Here is a 24,225-nt window from a genome sequence, read left to right on the forward strand (position 1 = left end):
CGGTCGTCGTGCGCGGCGCAGGCCGCGCATCAGGTGCAACCGAGTATAGGAATCGAATCGATGTGGGTCTAACATGAAAAGACTATCGATTGATTCAAGATTTGAATGATTGAACTGAACCAGCTTCGCTGCTTCGTCGCCGTGGCCGAGGAACTGCATTTCGGCCGCGCTGCCCGGCGGCTCTTCATGACGCAGCCGCCGCTCAGCCGGCAGATCCAGCTGCTCGAACATGCACTCGGCATCGCGCTGCTCGAACGCAGCAGCCGGCAGGTCCGGCTGACTGCGGCCGGCGAGCGCTTCCTGCGCGATGCGCGGCACATCCTCGAGTTTTCCGCGCGGGCCGAGCAGGCCGCGCAGCGGGTCGCGCAGGGTGGTGCCGGCCGCATCACGCTCGGCTTCACGGCCGTCAGCGCATACCGGATGATTCCGGAGTTGCTCGCACACGCGGCGCACGCGTTGCCGGAAGTCGATGTCGAGTTGCGCGAAATGGTGTCGACGGTGCAGATCGACGCGCTCGCATCGCGCATGCTCGATGCGGGCTTCGTGCGCCAGCGCGCCGCGCGCCAGCCGCTCGAATACCGGCTCGTGCAGCGCGAGCCGCTGCTCGTCGCGGTCGCGCCGGGTGCGCCGCTCGCCGCGTACGAACGCATCGGTCCTGACGAGCTCGACCAGCAGCCGTTCATCGCGTATGCGCCGAACGAGGGAAAGTACTTCCACGACATGATCGCGGGGATGTTCGCAGGCGCCGGGCGCTTGCCGAACTACCTGCATTACGTCGGGCAGACCCACACGATCCTCGGCCTCGTGCGTGCCGGGCTCGGCGCCGCGCTCGTGCCGGCGTCGGCGCGCGAGCTGCATGTCGACGGGGTGGTGTTCCGGCCGCTCGCCGGCGTCGACCTGGCGGCCGAGCTGTATCTCGCGTGGCGCGCGGACAACGACAATCCGGCGCTGCCCGTGTTCAACGCGATGGTCGAGCGGTTTCTGACGGCAGGGGCGGACGGCGGCGTCGGTTAGCGCCGGGAGGGCGCATCTCGCCCGTGTTCGCGGATCGCGGCGCGGGCGATGGCGGTCGTTTCCGCGGGGTGCGACGTCGAACGTGCCGCCCGCGCGTCGCATCGAAAGTCAGTTGTCTGATGATATCCGCCCTCCGGCATTGAAACGCGCCACGGGCCGGAACGACAGAAGAAATACAGACCCTGAACCAAATTCCGGCCGCGAACCGCCATCCGGAACCCACGATTTTTCCTTTTCGACCGGGGAAACCCTCATTTTTTCTCGTCGGTCATCGTATTACTGTACCGATACACTAAATCGATACAGCGCGCCGGGAGGCGCACTCGCAAAGGAGACGGCCATGACTACCTTCACCCGGCGGCGCTTTCTGCAAACGGCGTCCGCCGCCTCGCTCGCGGTCGCGGGCGGCTTGCCGGCGCTGGGCCGCGCGGCGCAGCCGACCGTGACGCTGCGCTGCTCGTCGTCGATGCCGGCCGACCAGAACGCCGCGCACTACGTGTGGTACGAGCGCCTCGCCGCGAACCTGAAGGCGAGCGTCGGTGACGCGATCCGGGTCGACTACTTTCCGAACAGTCAGCTCGGCAAGGAAAGCGACGTCGCGCAGCAGGTCAAGATCGGCGCGATCGACATGATGATCGCGGGGTCGTCGATCTGGGCCACGGTCGCGCCGGAACTCGGCATGCTCGATCTCGGCTACCTGTTCGACAGCTATGCGCATGTCGCGAAGGTGCTCGACGGCCCGGTCGGCACGAGCCTGAACACGCTGCTGCAAAAGCGCGCGGGCTGCTCGGTGCTGACCTGGGGCTCGCACTTCGGCGGGCGCTGCGTGTTCACGAAGCAGCCGGTGACGGCGCTGCAGGGCGTGAAGGGCACGAAGCTGCGCGTGCTGCCGACGCCGGCGTTCATGGACACCTTCAAGGCGATGGGCGCGGTGCCGACGCCGATTCCGTTCGGCGAGCTGTACATGGCCGTGCAGACGGGCGTCGTCGACGGGCTCGAGCACGATCCGGCCACCGTGCTCGCGAGCCGCTTCGACGAGATCGTCAAGTCGTGCTGGCAATCGCACCACGTGTTCGCGGCGATGACCGTGGTGATGGGGCGGCGCGCGCTCGACCGGATTCCCGCGAACCTGCGCCCGGCGTTCGACCGCGCGGTGGCCGATGCGACCGCGCAGCAGCGCGCGATCGCGACGCAGAAGGCCGAGCAGGCGGAAGCGGCGCTGAAGCAGCACGGAATGACGTTCCATCCGATGGCGGACGCCGAGCGCACGGCGCTGCGGCAGACGATGCACGACCGGCTCTACGTCGCGTTCGCGAAGCAGTACCCGGCCACTGCGCCGTTGTTTCCGGCGATCGCCGCCGCGCGGGGTTGAGCGATGAATACCGGTTCCGTCTCGAGCGCCGTGCCGGCCGCCGCCGGCGCAGGCCGTCCCGCGCGCCTGGCCGCGCGCGCGCTGGATGCGGCGATGCGCTGGATCGAATACGTGTCGGCCGCGGTGCTGGCCGTCGACGTGCTCGTCGTGTTTGCATCGGTCGTCTTCCGTTATTTCCTGCACGATCCGGTCGACTGGGCCGAAGAGGTGGCAAGCGCGTTGATGATCGTGCTGGTGTTCTTCGGCGCGGCGACGGTGCTCGGCCGTAGCCAGCACGTCGGCATCGACCTGTTCCGCGCCTGGCTGCCGGCGCGCTGGCAGGGCGCGCTCGTGCAGGTCGGGCACTGGATCGTCGCGGCGGTGGCGCTGAACCTGCTGGTGTCGTCGTGCCAACTGCTCGGCGATTCGTACGATCAGTTGACCACCGGCGGCCTGCCGGGCTGGATCAACGTGTACCCGATGATGTTCGGCGCGCTGTTCATGACCGTATTCGCGCTGGCGAATGCGCTGAACGCGCCGCGCCGCCGCGTGCTCGGCACGCTCGTGTGCTGCGTGATCGTCGCGGGCGCGGTGTACGGCTGGAACGTGCTGCGGCCCGAGCATGCGATCGCGCCGGGGACGCTGCTCGTCGCCGGCTTCGTCGGCGGGCTCGTGCTCGGCGTGCCGATCGGCTTCGTGCTCGCGTTTTCGGCGCTGCTGTATTTCCTCGCCGACCCGACGCTGCCGCTGCTCGTCTACTCGCAGCAGATCATCGCCGGCGCCGATCACTTCGTGCTGCTCGCGGTGCCGTTCTTCGTGCTGGCGGGCTTGCTGATGGAGTCGAACGGGATGTCTGCGCGGCTCGTCGAATTGCTGCTGCGGATGTTCGGGCGCGTGCGCGGCGGGCTCGGGCTGATCGTGATCTTTGCGACGGCGTGCTTTTCCGGCGTATCGGGTTCGAAGCTGGCCGACATCGCGGCGGTGGGCGGCGTCGTCATGCCGGCCGTGCGCCGCGCGCGCCAGGACCCCGACGAAACGGCGGCGCTGCTCGCGTGCAGCGCGGTGATGGCCGAGACGATTCCGCCGTGCGTGAACATGATCATCATGGGTTTCGTCGCGAACATCTCGATCGCGGGGCTGTTCCTCGCGGGGATCGTGCCGGCGGCCGTGCTGGCCGCGTCGCTGGCAGCCGTGACGGTGATCTGCGGGCGCCGGATCGACATCGACGCGGTGTTCACCGAGCGTCGCGCCTGGCTGCCGCTCGCGGGCGGCGCGCTCGTCGCGCTGATCATGGTCGCGATGATCGGCAAGGGTGTCACGTCGGGTATCGCGACGTCGACGGAGGTGTCAGCGTTCGCGGTGGTCTATGCGCTCGTGATCGGCTGGGCTGCGTTCCACGAACTGACCTGGCGTTCGGTCGGTCGCGTGTTCGTGCGTGCGGCGTCGATGGCGAGCGGTATCCTGTTCATCGTCGCAGCGGCGTCGAGCGTGTCGTTCGCGCTGTCGATCGAGCAGATCCCGGCACTCGTCTCGGGCACAATGACCGCGTTTGCCCATCAGTACGGCTCGACGGCGTTCCTGCTGCTCGCGGCGCTGCTGATGATCGTGTTCGGCGCCGTGCTCGAAGGCGCGCCCGCGCTGATCATCTTCGGGCCGCTGCTCGCGCCGATCGCGCTGCAGCTCGGCATCAACCCGCTGCATTTCGGCACGGTCGTGGTGGTGGCGATGGGGCTCGGGTTGTTCGCGCCGCCTGTCGGGCTCGGGTTGTTCACGACCTGCGCGATCACGGGGACCGAGGTCGGGCGCGTGGCCCGGCCGATGGTGAAATACCTGCTGGTGCTGTCCGTCGCCCTCGTGGCGCTGATCTTCGCACCGGCGTTTTCGTTGTGGCTGCCGGCCCATTTCGGCCTGTAGCCCGTTCAATGCAAGACGACATGAGTACGATTCAGGACGTGGCCCGTCATGCGGCCGTTTCGGTCAGCACGGTTTCGAACGTGCTCAACGGCCGCACCGATCAGATGAAGCCGGCGACGCTCGAACGCGTGAAGGCGGCGATGGACGCGCTGCAATACCGGCCGAGCACGCTCGCGCGCCAGCTCAAGACGGGGCAGACGCCGCTCGTCGGGCTGCTGGTGCCGTCGATGGCGAACCCGATGTACGGCTACATCGCACGCGAGATCGAGGCCTGCGCGCAGGAGCAGTACGGTCATCGCGTGCTGATCGGCAACACGTACCGCGACGCGGTCAAGGAAGCGTCGTTCTTCGACGACCTGTTCGCGCACGGCGTGCGGCGCGTGATCGTCATTTCGTCGCTCGCCGACGAAAGCCACCTCGAACGCGCGGCCGAACGCGGGATGACGGTCGTCAGCTACGACCGTCGCGCGACGCCCGGCGAGCAATCGCAGGTCGATCACGTGACGGCCGACAACGAGGCGGCCGCGCGGCTCGCGACCGGCTGTCTCGTCGCCGCGGGCCATACGCGGCTCGCCTTCGCGACGGTGGCCGGCATCACCGTGAGCCGCAGCGACAAGATTCGCGGCTTTCTCGCGGTGGCGCGCGAGGCGGGCGTCGACGGGCAAGTGCTCGACGGCGGTCCGGCGAACGAATACGGCGACGCGGTGATCGTCGACGTCGGGCGCGCGCTCGGCGCTGCGCTGGCGGCCGATCCGGCGCGGCCGACCGGCCTCGTCGCGGTCAACGACCTGTTCGCGCTCGGCCTGATGGCCGGGCTGCGCGACGGCGGGTTGCGCGTGCCGGACGACGTATCGGTGGTCGGGATGGACGGCCATTTCCTGTCGGCGATCTCGTGGCCGGCGCTGACCACGGTGCAACTGCCGGTCACGGACATGGCCGCGGAGATGGTGCGGCGCGTGATGCGGCACGACGGCGATCCGTCGTCCGGGCCCGGGCAGTGCGTGTTCCCGGGCGTCACGCTGGTCGAGCGCGGATCGGTCGCGCCGCCGCCGCGTGCGGTCGAATCGGGCGGAGGCAACGCATGACGCGCGTCTACCTGACCCATCCGACCGGGATGATCGACCACTACTTCGGCACGAAGGCGCTGCGCGCGCTGGAGGCGATCGCCGACGTCATCTGCAATCCGTTCGACCGGGAGCTCGGCACGGACGAGTTGATCGCCGCCGCGCAAGGGTGCGACGCGATGATCGCGTACCGGCAGACGCCGGCGCCGCGCGCGCTGTTCGCGGGGCTGCCCGCGCTCGCCGCGTTCCTGCGCTGCGCGGTCGACATCCGCACCGTCGATGTCGATGCGGCGAGTGAATTCGGCGTGCTGGTGACGCAGGCGAGCCCCGGCTTCGGGCAGGCGGTCGCGGAATGGGTGGTCGGCGCGATGATCGACCTCGCGCGCGGCATCGGCAGCTATGCGAATGCTTATCACCATGGCACGCCGCCGGTGCCGCGGATGGGCCGCGAATTGCGCGGCAGCACGCTGGGCGTGGTCGGTTACGGACAGATCGCGCGCCATCTCGCGCCGATCGCGACGGCGTTCGGGATGCGCGTGCTGGTGTGCGATCCGTACGTGCGAGTCGACGCGCCGTCGCTCGAGCAGGTCGACCGCGCGGCCTTGCTGTGCGACGCGGATTACGTCGTGTGCCTCGCGCCGGCGACGCCGGCCACCGCGAACCTGTTCGATGCGCACGCGTTCGCCGCGATGAAGCCCGGCGCGTGCTTCATCAACGCGTCGCGCGGCGAGCTCGTCGATGAGCAGGCGCTGGGCGAGGCGCTCGACGGCGGCCGGCTGGCCGGTTGCGCGCTGGATGTCGGCCGCGCGGCGGACCAGATGCCGACGCCCGCGCTCGCCGCCCATCCGCGCGTGATCGCCACGCCGCATATCGGCGGGCTGACGCGGCCGGCGGTCGAGCATCAGGCGCTGGAGACGGTCGAGCAACTCGCCGCGCTGCTCGATGCGCGCGTGCCGAACGGCGCGGTCAATGCCGCGCAGGCGACGCGGCTCGAACGCTGGCGTTCGGCTGCCGTGTCCGGCGTGTCCCTTGCGTCCATGGAACCGCGCGAATGACGACGCGCGACGCGGGCGGCACGCGGCAATCGCACGCGTGCGATTGTCATATTCACATCTACGACGACGCGTATCCGCTCGCGCCGACGGCGACGTTCCGCCCGCCGCATGCGCCGGTGGACGCGTATCGCCGCGTACAGCGGGCGCTCGGTCTCACGCGCGTGGTGGTCGTGCAGCCGACCGGCTATGGCTTCGACAACCGCTGCACGCTCGATGCGCTGGCCGCGTTCGGCCCGCAGGCGCGCGGCGTCGCGACGGTGCAGGTCGACGTGCCGGAGGCCGAACTGGAGCGGCTGCATGCGGCGGGCATCCGCGGCGCGCGGTTCATGACGTTGCCGGGCGGCGCCGCGCGCTGGGACGAGCTGGAACGGCTGGCCGCGCGGATCGCGCCATTCGGCTGGCATGTCGACGTGCAGCTCGACGGCCGGACGTTGCCCGACGTCGAGCGGATGCTGGCGTCGCTGCCGGCGCGCATCGTGATCGATCACACCGGCAAGTTTCTGACGCCCGTGGCACCGGATGCGCCTGCATTCGGCGCGCTGCGGCGCCTGCTCGATCGCGGCCACGCATGGGTGAAGCTGTCCGCGCCTTACGAGACCTCGCAATCCGGCGCGCCCGGCTATGACGACGTCGCGCGCCTTGCCACCGTGCTCGCGCGCGAGCATGCGGCGCGCTGCCTGTGGGGCAGCAACTGGCCGCACCCGAACGCGTCGCCGGTGCCCGACGATGCGCGCCTGCTCGGCTGGCTGCACGCGTGCACGGGCGATGATGCGATCGGCCGCGCAATCCTGGTCGACAACCCGGCCGTGCTGTACGGATTCGATGCGGATACCCGCCGCGCCGCCGCGGCGTAACAAGCGTTCGGTCCGGCAGCAGCGCGCGGCGCGATGGCGACAGTCCTGAGCGAGCAGAGCGGGCCGCGGCATCGGCAATATCCTTGCCGTTCTGAAAGCTGACGCCGCGTGCACGCTTTCAATCACGAAAGGCAGCGCGTGGCGCCGCCCGCTTGACGGTGCATGCCGGTCGGCGCAGGATACGACCGTGCATTTGCAGCGAGGCCCACCGGTCGCGTGGTTCCCGCATCCGCAACGCGCAAAAGAACAACGATGAGCCTGCCCGCACTCGTACCGGAATGCCGGCCCCGCATCTGTCGGCCCGCCGGAACAACGATCCTCCCGACGCCCGTCGCGTCACGTATCCGTCATCCCGTTTCGTACCGTGCGTCGGTACACTTTCCCGTCCGCGCACCGGCCACGATGTCGAGCGGTGCCGAGCGGCATCGCCGCATCGGGCCGCAGCCTGCCGCGCCCGAACACCGTTTCCCGCACGACGCTTACACCGGCGTCTCGTGACGCCAGCCGTCGCGCGTTCCCGTAGCGTGCCGCGGCTCTGCCCGCGGGCGTGGCGGCACCGAAGTCCGAAGCATTTCGATTGAGCTTGACGCAGCACACGCACGCAGTTCAGTTCGAGGTTCAAGGAGAAAAACTCATGTCGCAGCTTTCGAATGAAGCAAACGGCAGTTCGGGGAGTGGCAAGGCAAAGCTGATCAAATGGGCGATCATCATCGCCGGCGTCGCGATCGCGGCACCGGCCGCGCTGTTCATCCTGAAGGGGATGATCGCGCTGATCACGGCGGCCGTGATCGGCCTCGGCGCGATCTATTTCGCGCCGGTCGTCGCGATGAAGTTCGCGAACCAGAAGGTGAAGATGATCGTCGAGGAAGCCCAGGCGAATCCGATCGAGACGCTGATCAACCAGCTGGCGGAAAAGCGCCAGGCTGCGCAGAAATTCGCGGACAGCATCACCGCGTTCCGCACCGAGGTGAAGAACTTCGAGAACAAGACCGAGTTGTTCGAGAAGCAGTATCCGGACGATGCGCCACGCTTTCGCTCGCAGCTCGACACGATGAAGCAGCTGCTCGCGTTTCGCGAAGGGCGCTACAAGCAGGTGCAGGCCGAGCTGAAGAATTTCGCATTGGCGATCGATCGCGCGAAGGCGATGTGGGACATGTCGCAGGCGGCGCAGCAGATGAACAAGCTCGCGGGCCGGCAGACGGCCGACACGTTCGAGCAGATCAAGACCGACGTGGCCGTCGATTCGGTGATGCGCTCGGTGAACAAGGCGTTCTCCGAAATGGAGACGTCGTTGCTGGATAACCCCGAGGTCAAGCAGGCGCAGCAGCAGGCGGTGATGACCGGCGCCCAGGTGCCCGGCCCTGATGCGGCGGGCGCCGCCGCGTTGCCGTCGAAACAACCATAACTTCCTGCAGGCACGCGACCATGAAAAAACTTCTCGGCGCAGTCGTATTCCTGGTGGTGCTCGTCGGCGTATGGATCGTCCATCAGGGCGGCCTGTCGACGCTGATGCCCGCCCATGACGCGGCCCCGGCCGCGCCCTCCGTGCAGGCAGGCGACGCAGGCCAGCCCGCGCAGCCGTCGGCGTCGGGCAACGTGCTGCCGGCCGGTTTCACGCCGCAGGCGAGCACGCTGAAATCGATCGCCGAAAACGGCATCGTGCGGGTCTCGGTGCAGAACCCGAGCGAGCCGTTCTTCGGCGAGGACAAGGGCGCGCCGCACGGCTTCAACGTCGAATTCGCGCGGCTGTTGTTCGCGGATCCGTCGTTCTCGCATGGAGGCAAGCCGGTCGTCGTCGATACGCGTCACGAAGTCGACACGTACCCGGGCGTGCCGAAGCAACTGCTCGACACCGACGCGAAGGGCAATCACGTCGTCGACGTCGCGATGGACGGGCTGACGTTCCCGGACAACACGCCGGCGGGCATCGTCTATTCGGTGCCGTACGTCGACGATTTCGGCTATTCGCTGATCGTGCGGCAAGGCTCCGCGATCCGCTCGGCCGACGATCTCGTCGGCAAGACGGTCGGCATCCTGAAGGGCGACCCGGACGTGCGCGCGTTCGTCACGCGCCAGTATCCGAACGTCCGGTTCGTCGAGGTCGACGATTCCGACCCGGCGTTCATCGCGAAGAGCCTCGACGGCCATGCGGTCGACGCATTCGTCTACGACTACCCGTTCGCGGTCAGCTCGATCAAGGGCACCGACCTGAAATTCGCGGTGACCAAGCTCGACGGCTCGAACATCGCGTACAAGATCGGCGTGCGCGCGGACGACCAGGATCTGCTGATCTACCTGAACGCCGCGATCGCGAAGCTCAAGCAGTCGCCGCAGTATCTCGACCTGCTGCGCAAGTACTTCGTCAGCGATCAGGCGGTGACGACCGCGGCCGCGTCGGGCGAGCATACGTACGTGGTGAAGGCCGGCGACACGCTGAACCTGATCGCGGCCAGCAAGCTCGGCAGCGGCCAGCGCTATCGCGAGATCCAGCGTCGCAACAACCTCGCGAACCCGAACCTGATCCTGGCCGGCCAGCATCTGGTGATTCCGGTCCGGTAGGCGCGGCGTCAAACGGGGGAAAGCGGAGGGAAGGTGAAGCGATGCGCGCAGCCCGGCGGAGGAGATCCGCCGGGCTGCGCGCATTGGGGCGTCAGTGCGTGATGGACAGGAACAGGTAGGCCGCGAACAGCGCCAGGTGCACGACACCGTGCAGCACCGTCGTGCGCCCCTGGCTGAGGGTGAGCGTACTGACCAGCAGCGTGAGGGCCAGCAGCACCGTTTCCATCGCGCCGATCCCGAGCGTGAGCGGCTGGCCGACCCAGATGAACACGGCCGCGACGGTCGGGATCGTGAGCCCGATGCTCGCGAGCGCCGAACCGAGCGCGAGGTTCATGCTGGTCTGCAGGCGGTTCGCACGCGCGGCGGTGACGGCCGCGAGCCCTTCCGGCAGCAGCACGAGCGCGGCGATCACGATGCCGACCGCCGCCTCGGGCGCGCCGAGCGTCAGCACCGCATGCTCGACGGCCGGCGACAGCAGCTTCGCGAGCAGCACGACCGCGACGAGGCTCGCGAACAGCAGGACCATGCTGATGACCGCGGTGCGGTTGCTCGGTGCCGCCGCGTGCACCGCTTCGTTCGCGCTGTCGTGCGCGGCGAGGAAGTAGTCGCGATGGCGCACGGTCTGCACGAACACGAAAGCGCCGTACAGCACGAGCGACGCGACGCCAGCGAACGCGAGCTGCGATTTCGAAAAGAACGGGCCCGGCGCGGCGTTCAGGTAGTTCGGCATCACGAGCGACAGCACCGACAGCGACGCGAGCACCGCGAGCGCCTTGCTTGCGCCGCGCCCCTGGAAATCCTGTTCGCCGTGCTTCCACGCGCCGACCAGCAGGCAGATGCCGACGATGCCGTTGCAGATGATCATCACGGCGGCGAACACGGTGTCGCGCGCGAGGCCCGATTTCTCCGGGCCGGCGCCGAGCATCACCGACACGATCAGCGCGACTTCGATGACCGTCACGGCGACCGCGAGCACGAGCGTGCCGAACGGTTCGCCGACGCGGTGCGCGACGACTTCGGCATGATGGACGGCGGCGAACACGGCGCCGGCAAGCGCGGCGGCGAATACGGCGATGGCGAGGCCTTCGGCCGGCACGACGCGCGACAGCGCGAGTACCAGCCAGGCGGCAAGCGGGGCCCAGAGGGTCCAGCGCGGGAGCTGGTTGGACGAGAGCGGCATGGACGGTTTCCCTATGCGAGTGGCGGCGCGCGACGCGCCGTCACGGGTTGACGAAGCCCGGCCGGATGATCCGCCGAACGTGGACGATGAAGCTGATGGCTGGCAGCGCGAAACGGCACTGCCTTGGGTTCGCCGCCATGAGGCGGCGAGGGGAGCGGGCGGGCCGAAGTCCGTCGCCGGATGAAACGGTTCGATGCGACCGGTGCCGATCGCGGGGCGCGCGCACGTCACGACAGGCGGACCGACGGTTCGGTTCCGACCCCGAAAGGGTGGCGGGCGGCGGGCGGCAGCGGCGTGACACGCGGTTTCCCCCTGAAATCCGGCAGTTTGTCGAATTTTAGCAGGCGTTTCGGGGTCACTATCTCATATCCGAACGCTTTCATTGACCTTTCGGTTTACAAAAAGTGCCCCGATCGTTCGATTTTTTTGTCTTTGCGGTTTCCGTAACGGTCTCTTGCACGACAAATTCGGGCTCGCCCTGACATAAGTCTACCGACCGGTCGGTTTATAATCGCTCACACTTCCACTTCATGACGGATCGCAAGCGATGGCTGTTTCTTCTGCACATTCGGTGAACTCGGGCGCGCTGGCGCCGTCGGCGGTCGTCGGCGTGATCGGTGCCGGCGCAATGGGCGCGGGCATCGCGCAGGTCGCGGCCGCGGCCGGTCATACCGTGCTGCTGTACGACCTGAACGAAGCGGCCTGCGACAAGGCGCTCGCCGGCATCCGCGCCCAGTTCGCGCGGCTCGCGGAGAAAGGCCGGCTCGAGCCGGCGCAGGCCGACGCGGCCGGGAGCCGGATCCGCGCGGTGCGCGTGCTGGCCGATTTCGCCGAAGCGGCACTGATCGTCGAGGCGGCGGCCGAGCGGCTCGACGTGAAGCGCGAGATCTTCGCGACGCTGGAACGCCATGTCGACGATACCTGCGTGCTGGCGACCAACACGTCGTCGATCTCGATCACGTCGATCGCGGCCGGGCTGCGTGCGCCGCAGCGCGTCGCCGGCCTGCACTTCTTCAATCCGGCGCCGCTGATGGCGCTCGTCGAGGTGGTCAGCGGGCTCGCGACCGCACCGGACGTCGCGCAGGCGCTGTATGACACGGCCGCCGCGTGGGGCAAGCGGCCGGTGCTGGCGAAATCGACGCCGGGCTTCATCGTGAACCGCGTCGCGCGGCCGTATTACGCGGAGGCGCTGCGCGTGCTGAACGAGCAGGGCGGCACGCCGGCCTCGATCGACGCAGTGATGCGCGACGCGGGCGGTTTCCGGATGGGGCCGTTCGAGCTGATGGACCTGATCGGCCACGACGTGAACTTCGCGGTGACCGAGTCGGTGTTCCGCGCGTACTTCAACGATCCGCGCTACACGCCGTCGCTGATCCAGCAGGAACTCGTGAACGCGGGCTTCCTCGGGCGCAAGTCGGGGCGCGGCTTTTATTCGTACGCGGACGGCGCGACGCCGCCCGCGCCGGAGCTCGAACCGCCGCGCGACGCGCCGGCCGACGTCGCGCTGTTCGCGCAGGACGGCCCGGCCGCCGCGCTGCATGCGCGCTTCATCGAACGCATCGCGCTCGCCCGGCAGAACGACGCGCATGCCGACGAACTGCTCGCGGTGGCCGGCCGCGCGTCGATCGCGCTGACCGACGGCCGCACCGCGACGGTGCGCGCCGCGCAAACCGGCGTGGCCGATCTCGTGCTCGTCGATCTCGCGCGCGATTACGCGCAGGCCGGGCTCGTCGCGCTGACGCGCGCGCTCCAGTGCAGCGACGCCGCCTATGCGGATGCGGTCGGCCTGTTCCAGCAAGCCGGTTTCCGCGTCGTCGGCGTGGCCGACGTGCCGGGGATGGTCGCGATGCGCACCGTCGCGATGCTCGCGAACGAGGCGGCCGACACGGTGAACCAGGGCGTGTGCTCGCCCGCCGATCTCGATCTCGCGATGGAAAAGGGCGTGAACTACCCATGCGGCCCGCTTGCGTGGGCCGATGCGATCGGCATCGGCCGCGTGCATCGCGTGCTGTCGAACCTGGCGGCGAGCTACGGCGAAGACCGCTATCGCGTGTCGCCGCGCATCGCCGCGCTGCACGCGGCCGGGCGCACGTTCCGCTAGCCGCCGGCCCGCCACATCGATCAAGACAACGACATTACTCCACTGGAGGAGCACCCCGATGACTCACCCGACCCACCCCGCCGCCGCCCTCGAGCCGATCGAGACCGCCAGCCGCGACGAACTGCAGGCGCTGCAGCTCGAGCGCCTCAAGTGGTCGCTGCGCCACGCGTACGACAACGTCCCGCACTATCGTCGGACATTCGACGCGGCGGGCGTGCACCCGGACGACCTGAAAACGCTTGCCGATCTCGCGAAATTCCCGTTCTCGACCAAGAACGACCTGCGCGACAACTATCCGTTCGGGCTGTTCGCGGTGCCGCGCGAGCAGGTCGTGCGCGTGCACGCGTCGAGCGGCACGACCGGCAAGCCGACGGTGGTCGGCTACACCGCGCGCGACATCGACACGTGGGCGAACGTGACCGCGCGTTCGATCCGCGCGGCCGGCGGCCGCCCGGGCGACACGCTGCACAACGCGTTCGGCTACGGGCTCTTCACGGGCGGCCTCGGGATTCACTACGGCGCGGAGCGGCTCGGCTGCATGGTCGTGCCGATGTCGGGCGGACAGACCGAGAAGCAGGTGCAGCTGATCCGCGACTTCGAGCCGAAGATCATCCTCGTCACGCCGTCGTACATGCTGAACCTGATCGACGAGATGGTGCGGCAGGGCATGGACCCGGCCAAGTCGTCACTGAAGATCGGCATCTTCGGCGCCGAGCCGTGGACGCAGGCGCTGCGTGAGGAAGTGGAGACGCGCGTGGGCATCGACGCGCTCGACATCTACGGGCTGTCGGAAGTGATGGGGCCGGGCGTCGCGTGCGAATGCGTCGAGACGAAGGACGGCCCGGTGATCTGGGAAGACCATTTCTATCCGGAGATCATCGATCCCGTGACTGGCGAAGTGCTGCCGGACGGCAGCGAGGGCGAGCTCGTGTTCACGTCGCTGACGAAGGAGGCGATGCCGGTGATCCGCTACCGCACGCGCGACCTCACCGCGCTGCTGCCGCCGACCGCACGCGCGATGCGCCGGCTCGCGAAGATCACGGGGCGCTCCGACGACATGCTGATCGTGCGCGGCGTGAACGTGTTCCCGAGCCAGATCGAGGAAATCGTCGTCGCGCAGACGAAGCTGTCGGGGCTGTTCCAGATCACGCTGTCGCGCGACGGCCACATGGACCGGCTCGACCTCGCGGTCGAGCTGCGCTCCGAGGCCGCCGCATGCGTGACCGACAGCGAGCGCGCGGCGATCGCGCGCGAGTTGCAGCACCGGATCAAGACGATGATCGGCGTGTCGGCCGGCGTGACGGTGCTCGCTGCGGGCGGCATTCCCGCGAGCGCGACCGGCAAGGCCCGGCGCGTGATCGACCGCCGGCAGGCCGCCTGAATTCCGCCATTCCCTGTTCTACCCTGAGGAAACCTGTTCGATGGATGGATTGAAGACCCTGGCCGTCGGCGTCGATGCGCGCGGCATCGCGACCGTCGCGCTGCAGCGCGGCGACGTGCTCAACGCGTTCGACGAGACGATGATCGCCGAGCTGACCGACGCGTTCACGACGCTCGGCCTGCGTGACGACGTGCGCGCGATCGTGCTGCGCTCGGACGGCCGCGCATTCTGCGCGGGCGCCGACCTGCAGTGGATGCAGCGCGCGAGCGCCAACGACGCGGCCGCCAACCTGCGCGACGCGGAGCGGTTCGCCGCGATGATGCGCGCGATCCGGCAGTGCCCGAAGCCGACGGTCGCGCGCGTGCAGGGCCACGCGTTCGGCGGCGGCGTCGGCCTGTGCGCGGCCTGCGACATCGTGATCGCGAGCGATCACGCGCGTTTTGCGGTCAGCGAGGCCCGCTTCGGGATCCTGCCGTCGGTGATCGGCCCGTATCTGGTCGAGGCGGTCGGCCAGCGCCAGGCGCGCCGGCTCGCGCTGACCGCGACGCAGCTCGCGGCCGGCGAGGCCGTCGCGATCGGGCTGATCCACCAGGCCGTGCCGCTCGATGCGCTCGACGAAGCGCTCGACAAGACGCTCGCCGAGCTGAGCCGCAACGGCCCGCACGCGCTGATGGAGATCAAGCGCTTTTTCGATGCGATCGGCGAGTATCCGCCGTCGGACGAACGCGCGGCGTTTACCGCGCAGACGATCTCCCGCGTGCGTGCGACGCCGGAAGCGAAGGAGGGCTTCGCCGCGTTCTTCGCGAAGCGGCCGCCGGCGTGGGAGCCGGGCGCGGAATAAGGCGGTGGCGCGGCCCGCCGGACCCGGGCCGCGATTTGCGTCTCGGGCGCGGGCGCTTGCTCTACAATGCCTGACCCCCGGCGAGCCGCCGGCCCAGCCCCGACCGTTTCTTCGCCCCCGATGATCGTCAACCGCCTTATCTCCGAGATCCTGTTCGGCTTCACCGGCCTGATCGGCATCATCAACCCGATCAGCATTGCGTTCCTGTTTCTCGAACGCACCGAGGCGCTGAACGAGCACGAGCGGAACCTGCTCGCGAAGAAGGTCGCGTTCAACGCGTTCATCGTGTTGATGGTCGCGTTCTTTGTCGGCACGCCGGTACTGCATTTCTTCGGGATCTCGATGGAAGCACTGCGGATCGGCGGCGGCTTCGCGGTCGCCGTGGCCGGCTGGCAGATGCTGAACGAGCCGGACGGGCCGGCGGGCGGCGGCGACACACCGGTCAGGCCGATCGACGCGAACGCGATCATGACCCGCGCATTTTTCCCGCTGACCGTGCCGCTGACCGTCGGCCCCGGTTCGATCGCCACCGCGATCGCGCTGAACGCGAACCGCACGCACAAGCTGTCGGAGTTCATGCTGTCGAGCATCGTGTCGATCGCGGTGTCCGCGCTCGTCGCGGTCGTGATCTGGCTGACCTACAGCCGCGCCGCGCTGCTCGCGCGCTATCTCGGCACCGAAGGCACCAAGGTCGCGAAGCGCGTGTCGGCGTTCCTGCTGCTGTGTATCGGCGTGCAGATCATGCTGACCGGTTTCTCGGAGTTTCTGCAGCCGCTCGCCAACCAGATCAAGTAGCCGGTTCGTCCTTCCATGCATGACCCGGCGCGGCGCGACACGTCGGCGCCACCTTGCCGAGCGGCACGCGCGGCGGCGGATACGCGTTTGCGCGCTGCGGGATACCATGCGACGTCCGGCCGATGCACGGCGCGGCGTTCGTGCGCGGTGCGCCGAAGCGCGGCGTGCATGCGGCCGCCAACCCCACTTCAATGACGAGGCGTGCGATGGAATACGTGAAATTCGGGTCGACCGGGATGGACGTGTCGAAGCTGGTGCTGGGCTGCATGACGTTCGGCGAGCCGTCGCGCGGTACGCATCCGTGGACGCTGCCAGAAGCGGAAAGCCGCCCGATCATCCAGCGCGCGATCGAGGCCGGCATCAACTTCTTCGATACCGCGAACATGTATTCGGACGGCACGTCGGAAGAGATCGTCGGCCGCGCGCTGCGCGACTTCGCGAAGCGCGACGACGTCGTGATCGCGACCAAGGTGTTCTACCGGATGCGGCCGGGGCCGAACGGCGCCGGGCTGTCGCGCAAGGCGATCATGACCGACATCGACCAGAGCCTGAAGCGGCTCGGCACCGACTACGTCGACCTGTACCAGATTCACCGCTGGGATTACCGCACGCCGATCGAGGAGACGCTCGAGGCGCTGCACGACGTCGTGAAGGCGGGCAAGGCGCGCTACATCGGCGCGTCGTCGATGTTCGCGTGGCAGTTCGCGAAGGCGCTGTACACGTCCAAGCAGAACGGCTGGACCCGCTTCGTCAGCATGCAGAACCACCTGAACCTGCTGTATCGCGAGGAGGAGCGGGAAATGCTGCCGCTGTGCGAGGCCGAAGGCATCGCGGTGATTCCGTGGAGCCCGCTCGCGCGCGGCCGGTTGACGCGCAACTGGGACGAGTCGTCGGGCCGGCAGCAGAGCGACGAGGTCGGTCAGCGGATGTATGACGCGACGGCCGATGCCGACCGCGCGGTCGTCGAGGCCGTCGCGGCGATCGCCGCCGCGCGCAACGTGCCGCGTGCGCAGGTCGCGCTCGCGTGGGTCGCGCACAAGCGCGGCGTCACCGCACCGATCGTCGGCATCTCGAAGCCGCATCATCTGGACGATGCGCTCGGCGCACTGGCGCTGAAGCTGACGGACGACGAAATCGCGGCGCTCGAAGGCCCGTACGTGCCGCACGCGGTGGCCGGCTTCAACTGAGCGCGCGTGATCGAAACCGGCGGGATGCTGCCGCCGCACCCAGCGTTCAGCGCGCGGCGGCAAGCATCGGGTAGGTGAACAGCCCGAAGTGAATGACGTTCAACCCGGCATGCGCGAGCGCGGATGCGAGCAGCCCGCCGCGCCGCCAGGCGAGGCCGTAGCCGATACCGGCGACGGTGCCGAGCACGATCCAGGGCCAGCCGCCGGCCGCGTGCGCGGCGCCGAACAGCACCGCGCCGATCGCAAGCGCGGCCCACGGGCCCCATCCGAACCGGCCGAGCATGCGCGTCAGCCCGCCTTGCACGTAACCGCGGAACAGCGCTTCCTCGGCGAGCGTCACGAGCAGCACGTTGTTTGCGAGCCACATCCAGCCCGACGCCGGCCATTTGGGCGCCCAGCCGACCATCCCGAACGCGAGCGCGCCGGCCAGGCACGCCGCCGCCGTCGCGACGGCCGCCACGGCGCCGGTGCGCAGTGCGCGCGCCAGCGGGATCTCCGGCGCAACCCACGGCAGCACCCACAGCAGCCACAGGCCGACGAGCGGCTTGTCGAAATTCAGGTACATCGTGAACGGCACGGCGTCCGGCGTGAAACGCGTCGGCTCGATCACGCGCGGATTGTGGAAGCCGGGGATCAGGTGCAGGCTCAGCGCGATCGCGAGCGCGGCAAATACGACGTGCGCGACGATGCGCACCGCGAGCGGGCGGCCGGGCGCGACGCCCCAGGCGGCGGCCACGAGCAGCGCGAGCGGCGCGAGCACGATCGGCGGGAGCTTGCCGAACGCCAGCGCGCCGGCGTACCCGAACGCGGCGACGGCGAGGCTCAGGCCGTGCAGCGGGCGCTGCCATGCGAATGCGGCGGCCGCGAACAGGGCGAGCCAGATCGTGGCACACGGGAGAAGCGAGAGAGACATGGGGCGATGCATGGGGCGGACGAGACGCCGCGCATCATACCCCAGCGGCCGTGACACGCCGCCGGGCCGGCCGCGAACGGCCGTCGGTCAGCGGCCGGCGACCTCGGTGACGCCGTCGCGGGTCGGGATATCGACGCGGTTGCGCTCGCGCATGCGCCGCCGGTACCAGAAGGTCCACAGCAGCAGCGTGCCGAATACCGTATAGCCCATGATCGGCGACACGACGAGCACGCGCTCGACGGGCCAGGTGACGACCATCCACAAGCGCAGCAGCATCTCCAGCGACATGCACGCGCCCCACACGAAGGTCATCAGCCGGAGCATCTGGCGCAGCCCCGGCTGCTCGTCCCAGACCGTCTCGAACCGGGCGGCGCCGCCGGCCGTCTCGCGGGCCACCGTCGCGCGCGCGAGATAGAAGATCAGCGGACGATCGCGGAACAACGACAGCAGGAACACGACGCCGATCGTGCCGGACGCCAGCGATTCGCGCATCAGCAGCGTGCGCGCGCTGCCGCCGAGCGCCATGCCGGCGATCGACAGCGCGATGCCGAGCAGCACCACGGCGGCTACCGCATCGATGCGGCGCGAGCGGATGAATTCGACGATGGACCAGACGATGGGCGGAATCGCCGACGCGTACAGCGCGCCGGTTTCGCCGAAATACGGATGCGCGACCCGGTAGGCGACCCAGGGCAGCAGCAGGTTGACGACGAGTTCGAGGATCAGGCCGGCGCGTGGTTTCACGGGGGCAGGCGCGCGGGCGGCGCGCGGGCGGTGAGGTCGCTTCGAGTATATCGAAGTCCGACCCTGCGCGTGGCGCCCCGTCGTTCGTGCGCCGAAGCGAAGGCGGGCGGGCACGCGCCCGGCCGTGCGGCGGGCCGCGCCAAGGCCGCCTGGCGCGGCGCCTGCCCGTCACGCGTCCGTCACGCGCCGGTCATCGTCCGGCTCCGGGTTCGTCAAGCGGTCGCGGGCTGGACGATGATCTTCACGTTGCGGTCCTTGTGGTTGACCAGTTCCTCGAAGCCGTGCGTGACGATGTCGCCGAGCGCGATGCGCCCGGTGATCAGCGGCTGCACGTCGATCCGGCCGTCTGCGATGAAGCGGATCACGTCCGCGAATTCGCCGTTGTACGCGAGCGAGCCGATCACTTCCTTCTCGGTCGACACGATGTCGAAGAAGTTGAACGACGTCGGCTCCTCGAAGATGCCGACCATTACCGACTTGCCGGCCTTGCGGATCACGTCGATCGCGAGCTTCGCGGTGGCCGTGTGCCCGATGCACTCGAACGACACGTCGGCGCCGTAGCCGCCCGTCAGCGCCTTGATTTCCGCGATCGCGTCGGACGACTTCGGGTCGATCACGACTGTCGCGCCGACCTCGAGCGCCTTCTGCTTGCGGGCGGCCGACATTTCCAGCGCGATCACGCGCCCGGCGCCGGCCGCCTTCGCGCACATGATCGTGCACAGCCCGATCGTGCCGGCGCCGACCACGACGACGGTCTGGCCGACGATGCTGCCGGCCTTCTTCACCGCGTGCAGCCCGACCGCGAGCGGTTCGATCAGCGCGCCGGCCTCGGTCGGGAAGTTGTCGGGCAGCCGGTACAGCAGTTCGGCCGGCACGTTCACGTATTCGGCGAACGCGCCGTTGTTCATCAGCCCGGTGAACGCGAGGTTCTCGCAGATGTTGTACAGCCCGTGCGTGCAATACCAGCACTTGCCGCAATGCTGGCACGCGTCGGCCGTCACACGGTCGCCGACTGCGAAGCCCGCCACGCCCGCGCCGAGCGCCGCGATCTCGCCGCTGAACTCGTGGCCGAGGATGCACTGGCCCTTCAGGCCGGTCAGCGGGTGCGGCGCGTCGACGGGGATGAACACGGGCCCCGCGACGTATTCGTGCAGGTCGGAGCCGCAGATGCCGCACCAGTGCACGCGGATCTGGACCCAGCCGGCCGGCGGGTGCGCCGGAACGGGAACTTCCTCGACGCGGATGTCGTTGCGGCCGTGCCAGACGGCGGCCTTCATGCTGGGGGCGGTGTTCAGTGCCGGTGTACTCACGTTGCTGTCTCCGTCAGGTTGTCGTCGGGCGCGAGGCAGGGGCCGCTGCGCCCGTCGCGCGATTGCGCGATCGACCCATACGCAGGAACGGGGCCAGCTCGAATGACGCGGTGCGCGGCGACGGCGCGAGGCGGGCGAGGTGCGATGCAGCACGTCGCCTTGCATTGACAGTCGGCGATGAGGCGGAAAGCGTGCGCGGAATGTGCTGCACTTGCGACAAGGCGTCTGGATTGAGACGCCGGGACATTCGTCTCACCGATATGAGACGAAACGCGAGACGAGCGGATCGGGTGGCGGTCGCTGCCGCGTGCACATTGTGGCGATCGGTGCAACGCATCGTTGCGCACGTTTCCCCTTTACTTAAAGTTAACTTCAATTTGTATCATCTGCGGTGGTCCGATCGCGTGCAGTGCGCGGCGGCGTCACCGGAGAGGGCACATGACCGAATCGCCAGTCGCGGGTGCGCAGTTATCGGGGCGCCGCCGTGAACGTCGGGCCGGCGCTGCTGCGCGCGCCGCCGGGCCGGCGCTGAGCCCCGCGCCGTTCAACCTGCCCGAAAACTCTCGTCAAGCATGCCGGACACCATGGAAAGCCTGATCTGCGAAGAAAACCTGTCGTGCGCCGCGTCGGCCTCCGGCGCAGCGGACCCGATGCCGACGCCCGGCGCTGACGTTGCGCGGCCGATCGCGGCCATCGTTGCGCTCGGCCGCGCGCGCCAACGCGGCGTCGCGGCGATGTCGCCGTTGCGGCCGCAACTGTTCGTCACGGTGCTGGAAGCCGGCGAAGACGGCCTGCTGGTGCGTTGGGTGGAGAGCGGCCGCTGTCACTACGGCGAGCAGCGCTGGCGTTTGCGCGCGGCGCTGGCGCCCGGGCGCTGCGCGATCTCGGGACGGCCGATCGAGCCGGGCGAGCCGGTGTTCCGGCCGGTGCGGCGGCCCGTGCCGGCCAATGCCGACGAGATGATCCGCCCGGCGTCGGTGCCAAAGGCGTTCGGCGCGGTGCGGGATGCCGTGCCGGATGAGGATCACGACGCCGGCCACGACGCGACGGAACCGGCCGGCGTTGCAGGCTGAACGCCGGCCGGCCGTGGTTCCGCGTTACTTGAGATCCTTCCGGTACTGGATGAACCCCGCATCGTTCGCGAGCTTGTCGTACAGCGCGCGGGCGATCGTGTTGGTTTCGTGCGTGAGCCAGTACACGCGGCTCGCGCCGGCTTCGCGGGCCCGCTCGTACACGGCCTCGATCAGCGCGCCGCCCGCGCCTTGGCCGCGTGCGTCGGCTGCCGTGAACAGGTCCTGAAGGTAGCAGTACGGCCCTTCGGTCCAGCACGAGCGGTGGTAGATCGCGTGCACGATCCCGATCAGCGCGCCCGACGCATCGAACGCGCCGAGCACGAACATCGGTTCGGCCGGATCCATCAGGCGCGCCCACGTCGTCGCGAACACGGCGTCGCTCAGCGCGGTCTCGTAGAACTTCTGATAACCCTGCCACAGCGGGCGCCACGCGGCTTCATCGGCGGCCACGAGCGGGCGGACCGTGACGCGCGTCGCGTCGTTCGCGCGGCCGGCCGCATCGCGTGCGTTCGCCTGCGCGTGGCGGATTGCAATGAGCGACTCGCGCTGCGTCCCCGTGGCGTCGAAGTTCTCCGGCGCGAGCCAGGCTTCGAACGCGGCCCGCACCGCGGGCCATTCGCCGTCGACGATTGAGAACCACGCGGTGTCGCGATTGCGGCCCTTGTAGATGATTGCCTGCCGGAACGTGCCTTCGTAGCGGAAGCCGAGCCGTGCGGCTGCCTTGCGCGACGGCAAGTTGAGGTCGTCGCACTTCCATTCGTAGCGCCGGTAGCCGAGCGTGTCGAACGCGTACTTCATCAGCAGGTACTGCGCTTCGGTCGAGATCGGCGTGCGCTTGAGCAGCGGCGAGAACGTGACGGAGCCGACCTCGATCACGCCGTTGGCCGGATCGATGCGCATCAGCGCGAGCGTGCCGACCGCGCGGTTCGTCGCGCGGTCGATCACCGTGTAATGCAGCGGATCGGCGCTCGCCGCCGCGCCGCGCGCGTAGTCGCGGTAGCCCGACTCGTCGGCGTACGGCCCGTGGGCCAGATAGGTCCAGTCGCCGCCGTCGGGCGCCTGCGCGTAGGCGGCGTACAGGTCGGCGGCGTGGCGGTCGGCGTCGAGCGGCTCGAGCCGGCAGTAGCGGCCCTCGAGCACGATGCGCTCGGGGCGCGGGCGCGCGGACCAGTCGGGAACGGGGTAGCCGATGGGCTGCTGGAAGGCGTTGGTGAGCGTGGACAAGGTCGATCTCGCTTCGGTTGATGGCTGGCGACATGCCGGCATGCAGACGATCGTAGTCCGCGCGAGGTACCATGAGAAGCGCCAGACAATGGCAAATTTATGGTGCCACGAATCTCCGAGGAGGGTGACGCCATGGACCGAGCCTTCCACGCCGCGATATCCCGATGACGACTGCCTTTCCTTCCGGCGACACGCCGCTGTTGCCGCTCGATGCACCGCTCGCGCGCACGGCCGGTGCGCCTTCGCTGCAGCGCCAGTTGCTGCGCCGCGTGCGCGACGCGATCCTCGGCGGCGCGATGCCGGCCGGCACGCGGCTGCCTGGCACGCGCGCGCTGGCCGAGACGCTCGGCGTGTCGCGCAACACCACGGCGGCCGTCTATGAGCAGCTCGTCGCCGAAGGTTTTCTGCAATCCGATCGTCGCGGCACGCGCGTGGTCGGCCTGTCGCGGCCGGCGGCGCCGCGCCGGCGGGCCGCGCCGCCGGCCGTCGCGCAACGGCTCGGCCGGATCCGTCCGAGCCTGATCGGCACCGGCGAGACGGAAGGCTTCCGGCCGGGTGTGCCCGCGCTGTCGCATTTCCCGGTGGATGCGTGGCGCCACGCGATCGACCGCGCGCTGCGCCGCGCCGGCCGCGACCTGCTGGCGTACGGCGACCCGCTCGGCGAGCGCGCGCTGCGCGAATCGATCGCGCGCCACCTGGCCGTGACGCGCGGCGTGCGCTGCGATCCCGAGCAGATCGTGATCACCGAGGGTGCGCAGGGCGCGATTGCGCTGTGCGCACAGCTGCTGACGAACCCCGGCGACACGGTGTGGGTCGAGGAACCCGGTTATCGCGGCGCGCGCACCGCGATGCAGGCGGCCGATCTCGACGTCGTGCCGATGCCGGTCGACGCCGAGGGGCTGCGCGCGGAACACGCGGACTGGCGCGAACGCACGCCGCGGCTGGTCTACACGACGCCGTCGAATCAGTTCCCGACCGGCGCGGTGCTGTCGATCTCGCGCCGGCTCGCGTTGATCGACGCCGCGCGCCGGCATCGCGCATGGATCATCGAGGACGACTACGACAGCGAATTCCGTCACACCGGCGAGCCGATCGGCGCGTTGCACGGGCTCGCGGCCGATTCACCGGTCGTCTATCTCGGCTCGTTCAGCAAGACGATGTTCCCGGCGCTGCGGATCGGCTTCCTGGTGCTGCCCGACGCGCTGCTGGCCGCGGTACGGCCGGCGCTGCCGGAGATGCTGCGCGGCGGGACGCGCCACGTGCAGCTCGCGCTCGCCGATTTCATCGAGACGGGGGAATACGGGCGGCATCTCGGGCGGATGCGCCGGCTGTATCGCGACCGGCGGCGCTTGCTGCTCGCCGCGCTGGACGGCGAGTTCAGCGTGCCGCATCAGGTCGAGGGCGGGCCGTGCGGGCTCCATCTCGCGCTGCGGCTGCCGCCGCGCTACCGCGACCGCGCGATCGTCGAAGCGGCGCGCGCGCACGGCATCGGGCCGTTTCCGCTGTCGGGGTTTTCGATCCACGCGACGTCGGCGGCCAACGGGCTCGTGCTCGGTTTCGGCAATACGTCGGCCGATGCGTTCGCGCCGATGCTGCGGACCTTGTCGACGATCGCGCATCGGGTCGGCGGCGATTGAACCTTGAACTTGCGGGGACCGGGGGCGG

20 protein-coding genes are annotated in these 24,225 nt (G+C 69.2%); 15 read left to right on the top strand and 5 right to left on the bottom strand.

What is annotated here, in order from left to right:
• Positions 1-105 precede the first annotated feature (105 nt).
• The 8 genes from GEM_RS19420 (at position 106) to GEM_RS19455 (ending at position 9,811) form a co-directional block, all read left to right on the top strand.
• Entirely contained in the window at positions 106-1,014 is a 909-nt protein-coding gene (locus GEM_RS19420) for a LysR substrate-binding domain-containing protein (protein ID WP_014899081.1), read from the top strand.
• Positions 1,015-1,354: 340 nt separating this feature from the next.
• Entirely contained in the window at positions 1,355-2,386 is a 1,032-nt protein-coding gene (locus GEM_RS19425; protein WP_014899082.1) for a TRAP transporter substrate-binding protein, read from the top strand.
• A 3-nt stretch (positions 2,387-2,389) separates the two neighbouring features.
• Entirely contained in the window at positions 2,390-4,279 is a 1,890-nt protein-coding gene (locus tag GEM_RS19430) for a TRAP transporter large permease subunit (protein ID WP_014899083.1), read from the top strand.
• Between the two features lie 8 nt (positions 4,280-4,287).
• Positions 4,288-5,364 (top strand): LacI family DNA-binding transcriptional regulator, encoded by a 1,077-nt coding sequence (locus GEM_RS19435; protein WP_014899084.1) that lies wholly within the window; start codon positions 4,288-4,290, stop codon positions 5,362-5,364.
• Positions 5,361-6,398, top strand: a complete 1,038-nt coding sequence (locus GEM_RS19440) for an NAD(P)-dependent oxidoreductase (protein WP_014899085.1) — start codon at positions 5,361-5,363, stop codon at positions 6,396-6,398. The genes GEM_RS19435 and GEM_RS19440 overlap by 4 nt, the downstream gene beginning before the upstream one ends.
• A complete protein-coding gene (locus GEM_RS19445; RefSeq protein ID WP_014899086.1) occupies positions 6,395-7,252 on the top strand; it encodes an amidohydrolase family protein in 858 nt (285 codons plus the stop codon). The genes GEM_RS19440 and GEM_RS19445 overlap by 4 nt, the downstream gene beginning before the upstream one ends.
• Before the next feature lie 634 nt (positions 7,253-7,886).
• Positions 7,887-8,657 carry a hypothetical protein gene (locus GEM_RS19450; protein ID WP_014899087.1) on the top strand — a complete coding sequence of 257 codons (771 nt, stop codon included), beginning with the start codon at positions 7,887-7,889 and terminating at the stop codon, positions 8,655-8,657.
• Between the two features lie 20 nt (positions 8,658-8,677).
• On the top strand, positions 8,678-9,811 hold the full coding sequence (locus GEM_RS19455; RefSeq protein ID WP_014899088.1) for a LysM peptidoglycan-binding domain-containing protein: 1,134 nt from the start codon (positions 8,678-8,680) through the stop codon (positions 9,809-9,811).
• A gap of 91 nt (positions 9,812-9,902) precedes the next feature.
• Here the strand turns inward: GEM_RS19455 and GEM_RS19460 are convergent, their stop codons facing one another.
• Positions 9,903-10,991, bottom strand: a complete 1,089-nt coding sequence (locus GEM_RS19460; RefSeq protein ID WP_014899089.1) for a calcium:proton antiporter — start codon at positions 10,989-10,991, stop codon at positions 9,903-9,905.
• 547 nt (positions 10,992-11,538) lie between these two features.
• Here GEM_RS19460 and GEM_RS19465 point away from each other — a divergent pair.
• From GEM_RS19465 to GEM_RS19490, 5 genes are all read left to right on the top strand, one after another.
• Complete coding sequence (locus tag GEM_RS19465; RefSeq protein WP_014899090.1) at positions 11,539-13,092, top strand: 3-hydroxyacyl-CoA dehydrogenase; 1,554 nt, start codon at positions 11,539-11,541, stop codon at positions 13,090-13,092.
• 58 nt (positions 13,093-13,150) lie between these two features.
• A complete protein-coding gene (gene paaK, locus GEM_RS19470) occupies positions 13,151-14,473 on the top strand; it encodes a phenylacetate--CoA ligase PaaK (protein WP_014899091.1) in 1,323 nt (440 codons plus the stop codon).
• 40 nt (positions 14,474-14,513) lie between these two features.
• Complete coding sequence (locus tag GEM_RS19475; RefSeq protein WP_014899092.1) at positions 14,514-15,314, top strand: enoyl-CoA hydratase-related protein; 801 nt, start codon at positions 14,514-14,516, stop codon at positions 15,312-15,314.
• 120 nt (positions 15,315-15,434) lie between these two features.
• Positions 15,435-16,109, top strand: coding sequence for a MarC family protein (locus tag GEM_RS19480; protein ID WP_014899093.1), 675 nt, complete (start codon positions 15,435-15,437; stop codon positions 16,107-16,109).
• A gap of 206 nt (positions 16,110-16,315) precedes the next feature.
• Positions 16,316-17,296, top strand: a complete 981-nt coding sequence (locus tag GEM_RS19490) for an aldo/keto reductase (protein ID WP_014899094.1) — start codon at positions 16,316-16,318, stop codon at positions 17,294-17,296.
• Between the two features lie 46 nt (positions 17,297-17,342).
• Here GEM_RS19490 and GEM_RS19495 read toward each other — a convergent pair whose 3' ends face one another.
• From GEM_RS19495 to GEM_RS19505, 3 genes are all read right to left on the bottom strand, one after another.
• Positions 17,343-18,209 (bottom strand): CPBP family intramembrane glutamic endopeptidase, encoded by an 867-nt coding sequence (locus GEM_RS19495; RefSeq protein WP_014899095.1) that lies wholly within the window; start codon positions 18,207-18,209, stop codon positions 17,343-17,345.
• Positions 18,210-18,296: 87 nt separating this feature from the next.
• The gene (locus GEM_RS19500; protein ID WP_014899096.1) at positions 18,297-18,953 is read right to left on the bottom strand and encodes a VC0807 family protein; all 657 of its coding nucleotides are present in this window, start codon (positions 18,951-18,953) and stop codon (positions 18,297-18,299) included.
• A gap of 212 nt (positions 18,954-19,165) precedes the next feature.
• Positions 19,166-20,230 carry a 2,3-butanediol dehydrogenase gene (locus GEM_RS19505; RefSeq protein ID WP_041490750.1) on the bottom strand — a complete coding sequence of 355 codons (1,065 nt, stop codon included), beginning with the start codon at positions 20,228-20,230 and terminating at the stop codon, positions 19,166-19,168.
• A gap of 605 nt (positions 20,231-20,835) precedes the next feature.
• On the opposite strand from GEM_RS19505, the gene GEM_RS19510 reads away from it, so the two are divergent.
• On the top strand, positions 20,836-21,336 hold the full coding sequence (locus tag GEM_RS19510; protein WP_014899098.1) for a DUF3331 domain-containing protein: 501 nt from the start codon (positions 20,836-20,838) through the stop codon (positions 21,334-21,336).
• 24 nt (positions 21,337-21,360) lie between these two features.
• Here GEM_RS19510 and GEM_RS19515 read toward each other — a convergent pair whose 3' ends face one another.
• Positions 21,361-22,560, bottom strand: a complete 1,200-nt coding sequence (locus tag GEM_RS19515) for a GNAT family N-acetyltransferase (RefSeq protein ID WP_014899099.1) — start codon at positions 22,558-22,560, stop codon at positions 21,361-21,363.
• A 164-nt stretch (positions 22,561-22,724) separates the two neighbouring features.
• Here GEM_RS19515 and GEM_RS19520 point away from each other — a divergent pair, with 164 nt between their 5' ends.
• Positions 22,725-24,197, top strand: a complete 1,473-nt coding sequence (locus tag GEM_RS19520) for a PLP-dependent aminotransferase family protein (RefSeq protein WP_014899100.1) — start codon at positions 22,725-22,727, stop codon at positions 24,195-24,197.
• The last annotated feature ends 28 nt before the right edge of the window (positions 24,198-24,225 follow it).

It is taken from the genome of Burkholderia cepacia GG4 (genome assembly GCF_000292915.1).
Lineage (GTDB): Bacteria > Pseudomonadota > Gammaproteobacteria > Burkholderiales > Burkholderiaceae > Burkholderia > Burkholderia cepacia_D.